The organism is Pedobacter sp. AC212 (assembly GCF_979258625.1).
In genome coordinates this window covers 2,967,481-2,982,733 of sequence record NZ_OZ409870.1, presented here as the reverse complement: position 1 = coordinate 2,982,733, position 15,253 = coordinate 2,967,481, and the positions used below count along the sequence as shown (strand labels likewise).

The window sequence follows — 15,253 nt, the reverse complement described above, 5'->3', positions numbered from 1 at the left end:
CCCGCTAAGGGCTGTTAGGTAACATTTTTGTGAATTATTTTATCAATTATAATCATCTGATTTAATGATGGTTGGATGGATTTTCTCTTTTTTGGCAAGGTTTTTTCTTAGAGGCAACCAAACAGTATTATAAAAAAACTGTTAAGAGACTATTATTTATAAATTAATAAAAATGAATTCGAGAATTACAAAATCAACAATGTTGGTTGCCTTATTAGGACTATCATCACAATTATTTGCACAGGAAACGCCGACTACAACAAGTAGATTTGGTAAACAATCATTAAGAACCTGGAGCGTTGGTGCTCACGGTGGTATCTTAAGCCAAAACACTTTCTTAGGTGGCTCTAGTGTAAAGGCAGATGAATTTAAAAGTATTGGTTACGGTGCCTTCGTTAAAAAGCAAATTTTACCAGCTTTAGGTTTACAAGCTGACTTTCTTCGTGGAGAAATCAAAACTTTAAATTCGACAAGCACAGTACAACAAAAAAACAGTATCAATTGGTCTGGATCATTAACAGCAGTTTTAAATATTGCAAACTTTAGTTTAAATACTGAAAATGCAGTTTTAATTCCATACGTAAAAGCTGGTGCTGGTTACATGTCATCTGATTCAGAAATCGGAACCGTGCAAAGTTTTACAGATAGAGAAGGTTGGTTTATCCCAACAGGAGTTGGATTTAAATTAGGTGTTGCTAAAGGTATTAACATCGATTTAGGTTATGATATCAATTTTATCAAATCTTCACCAACAGTTAAAAATGCTTATAACGAAAGCAGATTCTCTTACGCTCACGCAGGTTTAGAGTTTGCTTTAGGAAACAGAGAAAATTCTCAATTGCAGAACTATAGCGCTGTTGCCGATTTACGTAAGCAAAGTGCAGAAGAAAGTGCTGAATTAAGAAGAGCATTATCTACAGCAGAACAAAATGCAGCCAGAGACAGAGAGCAATATGCTAAAGATTTAGCTGATGATGATAATGATGGTGTAGCTAACAAATTTGATAAATGCCCAGGAACTCCAACAGGTACTGTAGTTGATGGTTCAGGTTGCCCAATCAAAGTTCAACGCGAAATTATCAGAGAAACTAAAGTAATAACTGAAGAAGATCGTAAAGTTGTTAAAGATGCGATTTCAAACTTAGAGTTTGATTTAGGTAAGTCTACTATCCGTTCTAAATCTTATGCTTCATTAAACAGAGTTGCTGGTTTATTAGTAGAGAAAAACTTTAGCTTAAAATTAGCTGGTCACACAGATAACACTGGTGGTAGAGAGTTAAACTTACGTTTATCTAAAGAAAGAGCAGAATCAGTGAAAGCTTATTTAGTATCTCAAGGTGCTAACGCATCAAGAATTGAAGCTACTGGTTACGGACCTGATCAACCAATTTCGACAAACAAAACTGCAGCGGGTCGTCAAGAAAACCGTCGTGTAGAATTTACATTATACTAGTCAATAGTAAAATGATATAAAAAAGCCCCGATGAAAATCGGGGCTTTTTGCGTTTAAATTTTTCGTTAATGAGAGGCACGAAGCAATCTATACTATCACACAGGCAACTGATCTCTGGCGATGACGATTTACAATTAAGATAAACCTTTTTTATTTTTATAAGTCATTTTGGCTTTCGTACCCGCACTGTAGTTGTAATTCTTTAAATTACTTGCTTTCTTCTCGTGAAATGCGGCACCACGTTCGGTAACATCCTCTTCTTCCTCTTTTTTCTTTTTCTTTGGTTTTGCGGCGGCATCCATTATTTTTAGATCTTCAGGGAGCTCCATAACATCCATCCGCTGACCAATGGCTTGTTCAATCTTCTTAACCTCAACGAGTTCTATATCAGTAGAAAATGTAATCGCAACCACTTCCTCTTCTCCTGTTTTAACAATACGCTGAATTAACGTTTCCTTTTGCTCAGGCAATTCTAAATGAAGAATAAATGGAATTCCCTGAATATCTAGCTCCCCTAGGTTCTCATTAGCGACAATAAGCACTCTCGCATCAGGATTTTCCTTAAAGTCTTCAATGTCATCGTAACCCTTATCATCGAAAAACAAAGAACGGTAAATACTAATTTCGCCTTCTTTTGGATTATTGAAGTTTTTATAAACCGTTTGGGCCGTTAATCTGGTATTTACAAACACAACTACTTTATCAAAAAACTCAGCATCATTTAGCAAAAGTGTTAACAAGTTCAACTTCGTACGGAAGTTTGGAACTTGATATAACATCTGCGGATAAACTTCTGCTTGCTGTTCACCAATTTCATCAACCTCTATGGTTGTTGCAGAATCTTTCATAAAAGGAGAAATCATGTGATTCAATTTCTCATGAATTACTTCTGTAAAAACAACATGTTGAGATTTATAAGCACTGTTTGCCAATTCAACTACAGGAAGCTGTAATCCTTTTTTAACAATCAGTTCGGCATTATCTACAATAAATAATTGAATTTTATTGGTGTTTAGGGCAAGTTTCAAATACAAGGCACGAGCCCTATCGGGCACAGCAACAATAATATCGCAGCCATCGGTAATCTCATTTATTTGTGTTTCAACAGCCCCACGACTGTCAATTCCGAGAATTCTGAACGTATTATTCCGGTTTAATAACTTGAATTGTTCTAATACATGATCAACATGTTCAGCATCTGGAACCAAAATTAAAGCTCTTGGCGCTTCTTCGAAAGCATATTTCAACTTCATTAAGGTAGCTAAAACATAAGTTGTTGTTTTTCCTGCTCCTTCTGGTGCTATCGCAATAACATCTTGTCCACCCAAAATTCTGCTCATGGTTCTGATTTGAATCTCTTTTGGAGTTAAAAATCCTGCATCAGTCATGGCTGCAACAAGTGGCTTACTAAGCTTTAATTTCTCTAATGACACGCTTATCGTTTTAATATTTGAAAATGCAAATATCCTTAAAATAATTAGCTTTTGAGAAATTGAATTCAGGCTTAAATAATGAATGTATTATATCTACAGCTAATTCCGCCTTATAAGCTATGGCTTTAAGATTAAAAATTGAATCTTTCTTTCAGCTTCGCTTTGTGAGAAACCTATCAAAGCACAGAAAGAAATAAAATAATTGCTTCTATATCAAAAAGTTATCAAGTTATCAAATAAATAACTACAAAATCTATAGACATTATATACTTATTTATATATTTGTTGAATATTGAATTGATAACTAAAATATGTTAAACTATTAAAGGCAAAGAATATGTCAATATATTTTCAATATCCAGCAATCAGCGACTATCCAAGTTTTAGCTATTATACCGAAATCACGGCAGTCGATGCTAAGCAAATAAAGGATGAAGATAAAATTAATCGTGAAGAGATTATTGTAATGAAAGATTTTTTATCCTTAAAACCAGTTTAACGAAATTGGCCAGTGACCGATAGGAAGGTTAAGGTTTTATAAACTTTGAAATGTTGGTTCGAATCCAACACTAGGCCGCTAAGTGTATCTCATAGCACTTAAACCTGATTCTGCTCAATCAGGCAAGATTTGGTTATCTTATATTTGTTTTGTTGTTAGCAAAGGCTATCCGCGATGGATAGCCTAACTTTTTTGCAGCTAGATTAATAGACTAGCACCGCAAAATGATTAACCGCGTTACTAAGCTTATGCATTGTAAGTCAGCTTTACAAAAGAATGCCCGATTTGCCCTTCCATTGGTGGATTAAGTTTTTTGATACTCACGTTTATGGTTTCAACAAAAGGATAGACCTCGATTACTTTTAATATGATATTATTTAAAACTGTTTCTAAGAGCTTTTGAGTATTCTTCATCTCATCCAATATAATGGTATTCAAATCTTCGTAATTAACTGTGTTGGCAAGCTCATCATCAATAACCAATGGAGTAAATTCAGTTTCAAGATCGATTATAAAATGACTTCCAATTACTTGTTCTTCGGGATACCAGCCATGCAATGCAAAACAACTAACTTCCTTTAATGCTACGGTTTGTTTGAAATGACTCATATAGGTGTGTTTCTGTATTTAGCAAAATTAATTTTTTATTCAGGAATATAATGCCCCTTGCGGTAAATTGTTACCTTTGAAATGAACGGATTTCTTAACCAAATAATAGAATTTTAAATGAGTATATCGTCGAAGAAAGACCTTTATGAGGCTCCAGATTATTATCTATTGGATGAGTTGCTTACTGATGAGCACAAACTGATTAGAGCATCGGCTAGAGAATGGGTTAAGAAGGAAGTGAGCCCAATTATCGAAGATTACGCTCAAAAGGCAGAATTTCCGAAGCATTTAATAAAAGGATTGGCTGATATTGGAGCTTTCGGGCCAACAATTCCGGTAGAATATGGTGGCGCTGGATTGGATTATACCGCATATGGAATTTTGATGCAGGAGATTGAACGCGGCGATTCCGGAATCCGTTCTACCGCATCTGTTCAAGGATCGCTGGTGATGTATCCTATTTATGCCTACGGAAGTGAAGAGCAACGAAAAAAATATTTACCAAAATTAGCAAGTGGCGAAACGATGGGATGTTTTGGTTTGACAGAGCCTGATCATGGATCAAATCCTGGTGGCATGGTCACCAATATTAAAGATGCGGGATCTCACTACATTTTGAATGGTGCCAAGATGTGGATCAGCAATGCTCCTTTTGCCGATATCGCTGTAGTTTGGGCAAAAGATGAATCTGGTAAAATTCGAGGCATGGTTGTAGAACGTGGAATGGACGGATTTTCTACTCCTGAAACACACAACAAATGGAGCTTGAGAGCCTCAGCTACTGGCGAGTTGGTCTTTGATAATGTCCAAATTCCAAAAGAAAATGTTTTTCCAGAAATAAGTGGCTTGAAAGGCCCGCTAGGTTGTTTGAATCAAGCACGCTATGGTATTGCCTGGGGCGCTTTAGGAGCAGCAATGGATTGTTACGATACTGCTCTTCGTTATTCAAAGGAGCGAATTCAGTTTGGAAAACCAATTGGAGGTTTTCAATTGCAGCAGAAAAAGCTAGCCGAAATGGTTACGGAGATTACTAAAGGGCAGCTTTTGGTTTGGCGTTTAGGTGTGCTTAAAAGTGAAAACAGAGCAACAGCTGAACAAATATCAATGGCAAAAAGAAATAGCGTAGAAATTGCATTAGATATCGCCAGAAACGCTCGCCAAATGCTTGGAGGAATGGGAATCACAGGAGAATATTCTATTATGCGCCACATGATGAATCTGGAATCGGTAGTAACCTATGAAGGAACGCATGATATCCATTTATTAATTACAGGTATGGATGTGACCGGATTGAACGCTTTTAAATAATGCAGATACAATATATAAGTTAATGAGAGATTACAAAAAATACACTTACATCCCCGCTTCACCTGAAGAGGTTTATTTAGCACTTACAAAAGACATTAGCATCAAACTATGGACGGGTGCGGATGTTGAATTCGAAGAAAAGCCCGATACAGAATTTTCATTTTGGGATGGCGACATCGTGGGAAAAAATCTTGAGTTTGAGCCAAACAAAAAAATTGTGCAGCAATGGTACTTTGGTGAAGATGCCGAACCGTCAATCGTAACGATTAAACTTCACGAAGATAAAAAAGGAACGTCGTTGGAATTTAAACAAACAAACATCCCAGAAGAAGATTATAAAGATTTCACAGAAGGAATTGAAGAATATTTTATCGGGGGATTAGTTGATTTTTTTGATGAATAAAACTAAACTTTATAAATTGTAAATACATATCAACCCTTTTCAAACTAATTATGCCGCTCTCTAAACATCCTATAATTCTTATTGCCATACTTTCAACCGTATTATTATCTTCATGTGGCGTTGTTGTAAATAATCTGCCGGTTTTTTATACCCCTCCCGCTAGTTCAAACCACATGTCCTACCTTCCAAAACCGATGATGGAAGATAGTGTTAAAGTAAAAAATTACGTTAGCGCTAGTTTCGCCAACAACAGTCTGCCTTATAATGTTGGAGACATGGCCATGGGTTACATTAACTACAATCGGTCTCACGTAGTTAAGAATTTCAATTTCGCCTATGGCGGGTTCGGATATTTTGGAGGCACTTCCAGAGGTTACGAAAACACTCAAAGAAAGATTATCGAAGCATATCATGATCAAGGATTCTATGGTTTTGGTTTACGCACATCAATTGGAATAGCTGAAAAGTCTGGAAATACAGAATTTCGGATTTTGAATTGGGAAAGTGCTTTTGTTTATGAGGCAGGTAGCTATGCTTCATTCAGAAAAGATGTGCGAAGTAAAAACGATCCATTATCGATAGCTTCTGATAAAACTGCACTTTTTACAACGGGTGGCTCAACAGAAATTATTTGGTCTGGACGTAAAAATACCGATAGACAATATGGTTTCCGCCTATTTGTGGGTAGCACTATTGATTTAAGAAATAACATTAATTATAGTGAGGATAAAATTACTGGCTTAGCAACTGACCTGTCGTTTTTTCTCAAGATTAAAAATGTTTACGGAATTTTAGGTTCAGGAACCAATTTAATGAACAACTCTGGTAAGATTACACTGGGCTATTCATTTTAATAAAACATAATTTCAGGTTTGCTGTTCAGCTATTAAAAATAAAGATATCATGAACAAATCTATAGGACTTATCTTAATTGTAATTGGAGTGATTATGCTCGTTTGGACGGGTTTTTCATATACTCAAAAAGAAAAGATAGTTGATGCCGGACCCATTCAGATATCAGCTGACAAAGAAAAATCGGTAAACTGGCCGCCGTATGTTGGTGGAATAGTTTTAGTTGCAGGTGTAGTTGTACTTGTGGCCTCGAAAAAAAAATAATGTTAAATATCATTGCGAGGTAACGAAGCAATCTATCTTGCTGATTAACATCGCTTCGTACCTCACAATGATGAATTTGGATCTATAGTTCGTTACTGTAGACAGATCTTATCGCATCTCTCAAATTATATTTGGATGCCATTACTTCACCATAAGCACCAGCACTGCGGATGGCGAAAACGTCACCTCTAAATGATTCTGGTTGCTCCACTTCTTTGCCGAAGCAATCGGTGCTTTCGCAAATGGGTCCTACAATATCATACTTGATTTCATTTCCGTTACCCCGAGTTAAATTCTCAATTTTATGGTAGGCCTGGTATAAGGCAGGACGCATCAATTCAGTCATTCCAGCATCTAAAACCACAAAGTTTTTCTTCTTACCTTTTTTGATATATAATGCTTTGGTGATTAAAGCTGCCGATTGGCCAACCAATGCTCTTCCCAATTCAAAATGAACTTCCTGATTAGGTTTTACGTCCAGGAAATCGTTGAATATCTTGAAGTAAGATTTAAAGTCAGGGATTTGGTTATCAGGACTATAATAGTCAATACCTAAACCACCACCGACGTTTAAAATCTCGACAATGAAACCTTTATCTTCAAACCAAGTACAGAATTCGTTTACGCGAACACAAAGGTTTTTATAAACATCGAGGTTGGTAATTTGAGAACCGATATGGAAGTGAATACCAATAAATTTTAGGTTTTTAGATAACTTTAAAGTTTCCGCACATTGGGGTAAATCCCAAGAATTGATTCCAAATTTATTTTCGTCTAAACCTGTGGTAATATTGTGGTGGGTATGGGCATCTACATTAGGGTTGATACGAATAGCTACCTGTGCAGTCTTGCCTTTTGCAGCTGCTAGCTCATTCAGAACTTCCAACTCTTGGATAGATTCTACATTGAAGCAGAAAATATCCAAATCCAAAGCCTCATTTATTTCCTTATCGGATTTACCGACACCAGCGAACACAATTTTTTTGTGATCGAAACCAACTTCAACAGCTCTTCTCACCTCTCCGGCACTTACACAGTCTGCACCAAAGCCAATCTGTTTAATTTGCTCGAGTAAAACAGAATTGAAGTTGGCTTTTAAAGCATAATGGATGTGAAATTTGTAGGGTGCGGCGGCTTCAGCACAAGTGCTTAGCGTTTTTTGCAATAAATCCGTATCGTAATAGTAAAAAGGCGTTTCTATATTGTTAAACTTTGATATATCTTTATCGGCGAACATGTTCAAATTCCTTATAATCGTTTTAATTTTATTTTTTGTACTCATTTACTGGGGCAACTATCTTGATTTGAAGCATGGACGCATCACCCGAAAACAATACAATGGGAAAATTAGATTTTCTCTTGTTCTTATTTTAATTGTATTGTTCTTATTCTTTATTAGAAAATGAAAATAATTGCAGCCCTTTTTGTCATTTTAATTATCTCGTTAGGGTTATTTAATTCTTACAAGAAATACAAAAATCAATTGTTACCAGTAAACTTCTTAGGTTTTCACTTCATTATCGGCCTGCTGGTGATTATGGGTGCATTTTATTTGCTATTCAAATAATCTATTGTGCAGACTTCTTAAAGCTTCTGTTTTGTATTCGCTCAATATGAGTAGCGAAACATTATAGTTGCTTCCTCCATAAGAAATCATACGAATTGGAATATGTTTCAACCCTTCCAAAACCCGACTAGCAAAACCATGCTTCTCTGATCCAAAATCGCCTACAACGCAAACAATACTGTGGTTGGTATCAACTTCAACGGTGCCGAAGCTCTCTAATTCTTCAATTATTTTTGAAAGATTTCCTGTCTCATCGATAGTTAACGATACCGCAACCTCAGAGGTGGTGATCATATCAATCGGTGTTTTGTAACGCTCAAATACTTCAAACACGCGACGTAAAAAGCCGTAAGCTAAAAGCATCCGACTAGATTGAATGCGAATAGCAGTGATGCCATCTTTTGCTGCAATTGATTTGATTTTACCCTTTTCGCTGTTATGCGTGATCAAAGTACCAGCGGCAGAAGGCTCCATGGTATTTAACAAACGAACAGGAATTTTATATTTCTGTGCCGGAAAAACAGATTGCGGATGCAAAATTTTCGCTCCAAAATAAGCCAATTCTGCAGCCTCATCAAAAGATAGTTGTGCAATTGGTTTTGTCCCTTTTACAATTCGAGGATCATTATTGTGCATCCCGTCGATGTCTGTCCAAATTTGAACTTCTTCGGCTAAAATTGCTGCTCCAAGTAAAGAAGCAGTATAATCGCTTCCACCACGACGTAAATTATCCACTTCGCCAAAACTGTTGCGGCAAATAAATCCCTGAGTAATGAACAATTTATTGCCTTTGTTTGCTTCTAATAATGGCGTTAAATGTTTGGTTGTGAATGGAATATCAGGTTCATTGTCTTCATCAGTCTTCATAAAATCTAATGCTGGAAGTAACACTGATTCGACACCGATTGACTTTAAATAAATATGATATAAAGTAGTGGATAATAATTCGCCTTGAGCCAAAACAACTTTCTCTTCAATTGAAGTAAAAATATCGTTGGTTAAAACAGCTAAAAAGCTGAAATGATAATCAATTACCTCATTGCCCATCTCCTGAAAATCGGCATCGGGCAATAACTCGATTACAAAATCCCTATATTTTTGATATAAATTTTCAACACATTCGCTCCCCTTCTTCTTATCCCCAGCTAAAAAATAATTAGAAATTTCTACCAAACTATTTGTAGTACCAGACACTGCTGATAAAACCACAATCTGTTCTTCATTTGGATTAATGATATCCAATAATTTCGTCATGCGCTCGGGACTACCTACAGAAGTACCCCCAAATTTTAATATTTTCATCTATTTATAAATTGGTTAACCGGATGAGCCGCCTGAACTTTACAATTATTGTGAAAAAGTTACAATCGGCCCATTTATAATACTGGATTTTCTTATAATTGTATCGGGGCGTGAAAATAAACAAAAGCAGCTTAAAAGCAACATCCTCAACAAAATAAAATTTGGATTAGTTAAAATTTCGATATTTTAACAAAACTTCATCCAATTAAATTTGTTCAACACCAGATATTAAATTAAAAATAGAGCTCAATGCAATCAATTGATCAATCAACACAAACCACAATAAATCAGTGGTTAAGCGGAAAATACGACGATAAAACAAAGTCTGAAATTCAGGAACTTGTAGATAAAAATGCAACTACAGAACTTACCGATGCTTTTTATAAAAGCCTTGAATTTGGTACAGGTGGCTTGCGGGGCATAATGGGTGCCGGCTCTAACCGAATAAATAAATATACCATCGGTACTGCCACTCAGGGTTTAGCAAATTATTTGAATAATAAATACCCGGGTGAGAAAATCAGCGTAGCCATTGCTCATGATAGCAGAAATAATTCTGATTATTTTGCAGGAATTACGGCTGATGTTTTTTCAGCAAATGGTATTCACGTATACTTTTTTGAGGCATTAAGACCAACTCCCGAGTTATCTTTTGCCGTTCGTCATTTCGGATGTAAAAGTGGAGTAATGCTTACCGCTTCCCATAATCCTAAAGAATATAATGGATACAAAGCTTATGGAGCAGATGGCGGACAATTTACCTCTCCTGATGATAAATTGGTTATCGATGAAGTAAATAAAATTAAGAGCATTGACGAAGTTAAATTTGATCGCGTTGATGCAAATGTTGAGTTAATTGGCGAGGCTGTAGATAAACTTTACTTAGATGGAATTACTGCGCTTTCCATTTCACCCGAAGCGATTAAAAGACAACACGATTTAAAAATAGTGTACTCTCCTATCCATGGTACCGGAATTACTTTGGTACCAAAAGCATTGGAACAATTTGGCTTTACTAACGTAACCATTGTTGAAGAGCAAAGTAAACCTGATGGTAATTTTCCTACCGTCGTTTATCCAAATCCTGAAGAAAAAGATGCCTTGACTTTAGCGATGAACAAAGCTAAAGAGATTGATGCTGATTTGGTTTTGGCAACTGATCCAGATGCAGATCGCGTGGGTATCGCTGTTAAAGATAATGATGGCGAATGGGTATTGTTGAATGGTAATCAAACTGGAAGTTTATTGATCAATTATCTTTTATCTGCCTGGGAAGAAAGCGGTAAATTAGATGGCAATCAGTTCATTGTGAAAACAATTGTGACCTCGAACCTGATTGAAGAAATCGCAAAGAAAAAGGATGTTACTTATTACAATACCTTAACTGGATTTAAATACATTGGTCAGTTAATGACTGAATTAGAAGGTAAAAAGTATTTTATTGGCGGTGGTGAAGAAAGTTATGGCTACCTGATTGGCGATTTAGTTCGTGATAAAGATGCAGTTGTTTCTGCTGCTTTCATTTCAGAAATGACGGCCTACTATAAAGATAAGGGAGCAAGTTTATACAATGCTTTGTTAGATATGTATGTTGAATATGGCTTGTATAAAGAAGATTTGGTTTCATTGACTAAAAAAGGTAAAACAGGTGCTGAAGAAATCAAAGCCATGATGGTTAAATTCCGTGAGAATCCACCTGCAACCCTGGGTGGTTCTAAAGTTTCAGTATTAAAAGATTATGAATTGAGCCAGGAAACTGATTTAACTACCGGAAAAGTAACGAAGTTGGATTATCCAACTTCTGATGTTTTACAGTTTATTACTGAAGATGGAAGTATCGTTTCTGCTCGTCCGAGTGGTACCGAGCCAAAAATTAAATTTTACTGCAGCGTAAATGCACCATTGGCAGATAGATCAGATTTTGCTAAAGTAAATGAAGAGCTGGGTGATAAAATTAAAGCTGTAATGGCCGATTTGCAGGCTTAGGTTTTAGCCACAGAATAAAAAGGATTAACACAGATGAAGAATTTCATCTGTGTTTTTTTATACCCGTCAGTTGAAACTGGTGGTAATAAGTGGCATTTAGTATAATCTTTCTGTTGGTAATTAAAAGATGCTCCACTGGATTACAATTTTATTAGGTATTCATTGCCGTTGATTTCAATCAACGTTTTTTAAAAATGACTTTCTTTTCTTTGCTTCAATCATTTTCTTTAATACTTTTGCAGCAAGTACAATGTTCAAAAAAATCCTGATATACTTTTTAGTGATTTGTTCGGTTTCAAACGGAGCGATGCAACTGGTGGTTTATTCTGGTTACAAAATGAACAAAGAATACATTACAAGTGTGTTTTGTATTAACAAGGAACATCCTGAATTGCATTGCGATGGACAATGTTTTTTAGCTAAAAAGCTGAAAGACTTAGATAGCAAAAACAAACAAGCTCAGGAGAATCTCAAACGAATTGTAGAAGCTGAACCAAAATTTCAGATTACTGTTATCAATCATCAAATTCCATACTTCATTATCAAATCAGAAAGCGGTTATCTCGAAAAACCAGTTAAAGACCTTTCTGTTTCTATTTTTCATCCGCCGAAAATGGTGTAAGTAAATTTCACTTTTCTATGCGGCGGCTTTGCCCATCGCAGGTCTAGTCTATTTGTCATTCTGAACATTGCGAAGAATCTAATTGCTTACAATTATTTCCTTCTGCTGTAATGCTGGTTTTCTGCTAAAACGTTAGAGATTCTTCATTGCATTCAGAATAACAACAATTATTTAATTACTTATCCCAGTTTTCAAACAATGAAATTACATCAATATCTATTGGCATTATTATGCCCAATTATGCTTTTATCCTCTTGCAAAAAAAGCGGCGATGAAATAACAGCAGATACAAAGTCAAGCTTTACAATCGAATTCGAACATCAGGTTGATGGTGCTGCATTGGCGCTCAATACAACGAACTACAAGAATGCTAAGGGCGAAGATTTCAAAATCAACGTATTCAAATATTATGTCAGCAATATCAAGTTAAGCAAAGCTGATGGCACAACTTACCTGATACCAGAAAGTTATTTTCTGATTGATGAATCGAAAAGTGACTCAAAGATGATCACCTTAAATAATGTTCCGACAGGAGATTATACAAGAATTGAATATACCATTGGCGTTGATTATGCCAGGAATTTTGCTGGTGCTCAAACCGGAGCATTAGATCCAATTAACGGCATGTTCTGGACCTGGAACAGCGGTTATATTTTTGTAAAACTGGAAGGAACTTCTCCTCAGTCTACAGCTGCGAACAATGCCATCACCTTCCATATTGGTGGTGTTATCGATCCAAATAATACCATTAGAACTATTTCAGCAGAAATTAACGTAGCAAATCCGTTAAGAATTAGAACTGATGCCAAACCCAATATGCACTTTATTGTAAATGCTGCAGCGCTATTTACAGGCGTTAGTGATGTTAGTTTTGCTACATTGAATTTTACCATGGGCGGGGCCAACTCTGTTGTGGTAGCAAATAATTATGCGAAAGGGTTATTCCGTTTAGATCACATCCATAATTAATATGAGGCGTAAACTAAACGTTTTTGCAATGCTTTTCTTAAGCATTGCATTAATGTATGCCTGCAGCAAAAAAGAAGCAGGGATATCTCCAGAAGAGGAAAAAATAATATTTTCTATTCCTGCTAATTTTCCTGCGCCGGCATACAATTTCGAAGAAAACCAGCTGACTAATGCGGGTTTTGCATTAGGTAAAAAATTATTCTACAACGCCCGTTTATCTGCTGACAAAAGTGTTTCATGTGGTAGTTGCCACCAGCAGTTTGCTGCATTTGCAAATCTTGATCATAAAGTGAGCCATGGTGTAGATAATTGTCAGGGCAAAAGGAACGCTCCTCCTCTTTTCAACCTGGCCTGGCAAAAGGCTTTCTTTTGGGATGGTGGGGTAAAAAACCTCGAAACATCTCCCTTAAATGCTTTTACAGATGCCTGTGAGATGAAGACCGATTTAGAAACAGTTGTATCGTTTTTGCAAAACACGCAACCCTATCCCGAATTATTCAAAAAAGCGTTCGGCGCTGGCGATATCAATTCGCAAAAAGTACTAAAATCGATTACTCAGTTTGTGGGTGTTTTGGTATCAGGAAATTCCAGATATGATAAGATAATGCGAAAAGAAAAAGGCGTCACTTTTACAACAACGGAGTTGGCAGGTTACAATTTATTTAAAGAAAAATGTTCATCCTGCCATGCAGAGCCACTCTTTACCGATTTTTCTTACCGAAGCAATGGTCTGGATTTGGTTAGTCTAGATGAAGGTCGTTCGCATATCACCGGTGCGGCTGCCGACTTTGGAACATTTCGCGTTCCAACGTTACGTAACATTGAATACACGGGACCATATATGCATGATGGCCGATTTTATAATCTGGATGAGGTACTTGAACATTATAATTCTGGAGTGAAGAATTCCCCGAATCTAGATAAAAGTTTGAGAGCCGGAATCAGGTTAAATGATACTGAAAAAGATCAAATCAAATCATTTCTAAAAACATTAACAGACAATGAGTTTATTAAAAATACATTATATAGTGAATCGTAAAATATTAATTCTACTATTTGTTTTGGTTGGTAGCCAAACATTCGCCTGCGACATTTGTGGCTGTTTTATGGGGATTACCCCCTATTTTAACCGCAATAGCATTAGTCTTCTTTATCGCTATCGTTCTTTTAACGGTTATGATGGTCAAAATCATTCTTTGTTTCCTACAGGAGGTAAATTTTTTATCCCCGCAAGGCAACGAAATTCACCGATAACCGGCCACGCCGGAAATCAGGCAGATTATGAGTTATATCGTTCAATGGAAATTAGAGGACGATATTTTATTAGTAGTCGACTGGAAATTAATGCAATTTTACCGTATGTATCCAATAGCGAAAGATACAACGGTTATACCTCATCCATTTCTGGCATAGGTGATGTAAACCTTTACGCAGGGTATCACCTTGTACAACAATTGGAAAATAACTTCAAGCAACAGTTAATTGCCGGTATAGGTGTAAAACTTCCCACAGGGAAAAACGACTTCAAAAATAACGAAGGAATTAGATATTCATCTCTGATGCAGGCTGGAACGGGCAGTACAGATGGATTTGTATACTTAAATTATATTGTTGGTTTAGGGAATTTTGGGGCAAGTTTAAACACCTCCTATAAAGTGAATGGAACCAATAGCCGTGATGAGGGGATTGCAAACAGCACAACCAGTTTTCTAAATATTTTTTATACCGAAAGAGTTGGAAAAGATGTACAGGTAATGCCTTCAGCACAGTTCTTCTATGAATATTCTGGCGGAGAAAAATACCAGGCTATTAAAACCGGCGAACATGTAATGAATAATTTAATGGGTGGCGTAGGTGTAGATGTTTTTTACAACAATATCGCATTAAATGCTGGGTTACAGAAAAACATTTGGGAAGCCAAAACTGATCACCCGATGAGCGCTGGACGTGTTCATTTAGGAATAACTTACAATTTTTAAAAAACGA

General features: G+C 36.3%; 15 protein-coding genes. 11 read left to right on the top strand and 4 right to left on the bottom strand.

The window, feature by feature from the left end; genetic code table 11:
• Window positions 1–172: 172 nt before the first annotated feature.
• A complete protein-coding gene (locus ACZZZC_RS13015) occupies window positions 173–1,453 on the top strand; it encodes an OmpA family protein (protein ID WP_463482420.1) in 1,281 nt (426 codons plus the stop codon).
• A 134-nt stretch (window positions 1,454–1,587) separates the two neighbouring features.
• Here ACZZZC_RS13015 and ACZZZC_RS13010 read toward each other — a convergent pair whose 3' ends face one another.
• Window positions 1,588–2,886 carry a DEAD/DEAH box helicase gene (locus tag ACZZZC_RS13010; RefSeq protein ID WP_463482419.1) on the bottom strand — a complete coding sequence of 433 codons (1,299 nt, stop codon included), beginning with the start codon at window positions 2,884–2,886 and terminating at the stop codon, window positions 1,588–1,590.
• Between the two features lie 337 nt (window positions 2,887–3,223).
• Here ACZZZC_RS13010 and ACZZZC_RS13005 point away from each other — a divergent pair, with 337 nt between their 5' ends.
• Window positions 3,224–3,385 (top strand): hypothetical protein, encoded by a 162-nt coding sequence (locus ACZZZC_RS13005; RefSeq protein WP_463482418.1) that lies wholly within the window; start codon window positions 3,224–3,226, stop codon window positions 3,383–3,385.
• A gap of 246 nt (window positions 3,386–3,631) precedes the next feature.
• Here ACZZZC_RS13005 and ACZZZC_RS13000 read toward each other — a convergent pair whose 3' ends face one another.
• Window positions 3,632–3,994 (bottom strand): dihydroneopterin aldolase, encoded by a 363-nt coding sequence (locus ACZZZC_RS13000; RefSeq protein ID WP_463482417.1) that lies wholly within the window; start codon window positions 3,992–3,994, stop codon window positions 3,632–3,634.
• 117 nt (window positions 3,995–4,111) lie between these two features.
• Here ACZZZC_RS13000 and ACZZZC_RS12995 point away from each other — a divergent pair, with 117 nt between their 5' ends.
• Genes ACZZZC_RS12995 through ACZZZC_RS12980 form a run of 4 tightly spaced genes read left to right on the top strand, consistent with a single transcriptional unit; the run spans window position 4,112 to window position 6,821 of the window.
• A complete protein-coding gene (locus ACZZZC_RS12995) occupies window positions 4,112–5,302 on the top strand; it encodes an acyl-CoA dehydrogenase family protein (protein WP_463482416.1) in 1,191 nt (396 codons plus the stop codon).
• Between the two features lie 22 nt (window positions 5,303–5,324).
• Window positions 5,325–5,705 carry an SRPBCC domain-containing protein gene (locus ACZZZC_RS12990; RefSeq protein ID WP_463482415.1) on the top strand — a complete coding sequence of 127 codons (381 nt, stop codon included), beginning with the start codon at window positions 5,325–5,327 and terminating at the stop codon, window positions 5,703–5,705.
• A 50-nt stretch (window positions 5,706–5,755) separates the two neighbouring features.
• Window positions 5,756–6,559, top strand: a complete 804-nt coding sequence (locus ACZZZC_RS12985; protein WP_463482414.1) for a hypothetical protein — start codon at window positions 5,756–5,758, stop codon at window positions 6,557–6,559.
• A 49-nt stretch (window positions 6,560–6,608) separates the two neighbouring features.
• Entirely contained in the window at window positions 6,609–6,821 is a 213-nt protein-coding gene (locus ACZZZC_RS12980) for a hypothetical protein (RefSeq protein WP_056848975.1), read from the top strand.
• A gap of 82 nt (window positions 6,822–6,903) precedes the next feature.
• Here ACZZZC_RS12980 and lysA read toward each other — a convergent pair whose 3' ends face one another.
• Window positions 6,904–8,058: a diaminopimelate decarboxylase gene (gene lysA / locus ACZZZC_RS12975; RefSeq protein WP_463482413.1), complete on the bottom strand. Its 1,155-nt coding sequence runs from the start codon at window positions 8,056–8,058 to the stop codon at window positions 6,904–6,906.
• A 318-nt stretch (window positions 8,059–8,376) separates the two neighbouring features.
• On the bottom strand, window positions 8,377–9,690 hold the full coding sequence (locus ACZZZC_RS12970; RefSeq protein ID WP_463482412.1) for an aspartate kinase: 1,314 nt from the start codon (window positions 9,688–9,690) through the stop codon (window positions 8,377–8,379).
• Between the two features lie 249 nt (window positions 9,691–9,939).
• Between ACZZZC_RS12970 and ACZZZC_RS12965 the strand changes: the two genes are divergently transcribed.
• The 5 genes from ACZZZC_RS12965 (at window position 9,940) to ACZZZC_RS12945 (ending at window position 15,246) form a co-directional block, all read left to right on the top strand.
• Window positions 9,940–11,676: a phospho-sugar mutase gene (locus tag ACZZZC_RS12965; RefSeq protein WP_463482411.1), complete on the top strand. Its 1,737-nt coding sequence runs from the start codon at window positions 9,940–9,942 to the stop codon at window positions 11,674–11,676.
• A gap of 250 nt (window positions 11,677–11,926) precedes the next feature.
• Complete coding sequence (locus ACZZZC_RS12960) at window positions 11,927–12,298, top strand: hypothetical protein (protein WP_463482410.1); 372 nt, start codon at window positions 11,927–11,929, stop codon at window positions 12,296–12,298.
• A gap of 198 nt (window positions 12,299–12,496) precedes the next feature.
• Window positions 12,497–13,267: an MbnP family protein gene (locus ACZZZC_RS12955; RefSeq protein WP_463482409.1), complete on the top strand. Its 771-nt coding sequence runs from the start codon at window positions 12,497–12,499 to the stop codon at window positions 13,265–13,267.
• Between the two features lies 1 nt (window position 13,268).
• Entirely contained in the window at window positions 13,269–14,306 is a 1,038-nt protein-coding gene (locus tag ACZZZC_RS12950) for a cytochrome-c peroxidase (protein WP_463487386.1), read from the top strand.
• The gene (locus ACZZZC_RS12945) at window positions 14,296–15,246 is read left to right on the top strand and encodes a transporter family protein (RefSeq protein ID WP_463482407.1); all 951 of its coding nucleotides are present in this window, start codon (window positions 14,296–14,298) and stop codon (window positions 15,244–15,246) included. The genes ACZZZC_RS12950 and ACZZZC_RS12945 overlap by 11 nt, the downstream gene beginning before the upstream one ends.
• Window positions 15,247–15,253 lie beyond the last annotated feature (7 nt).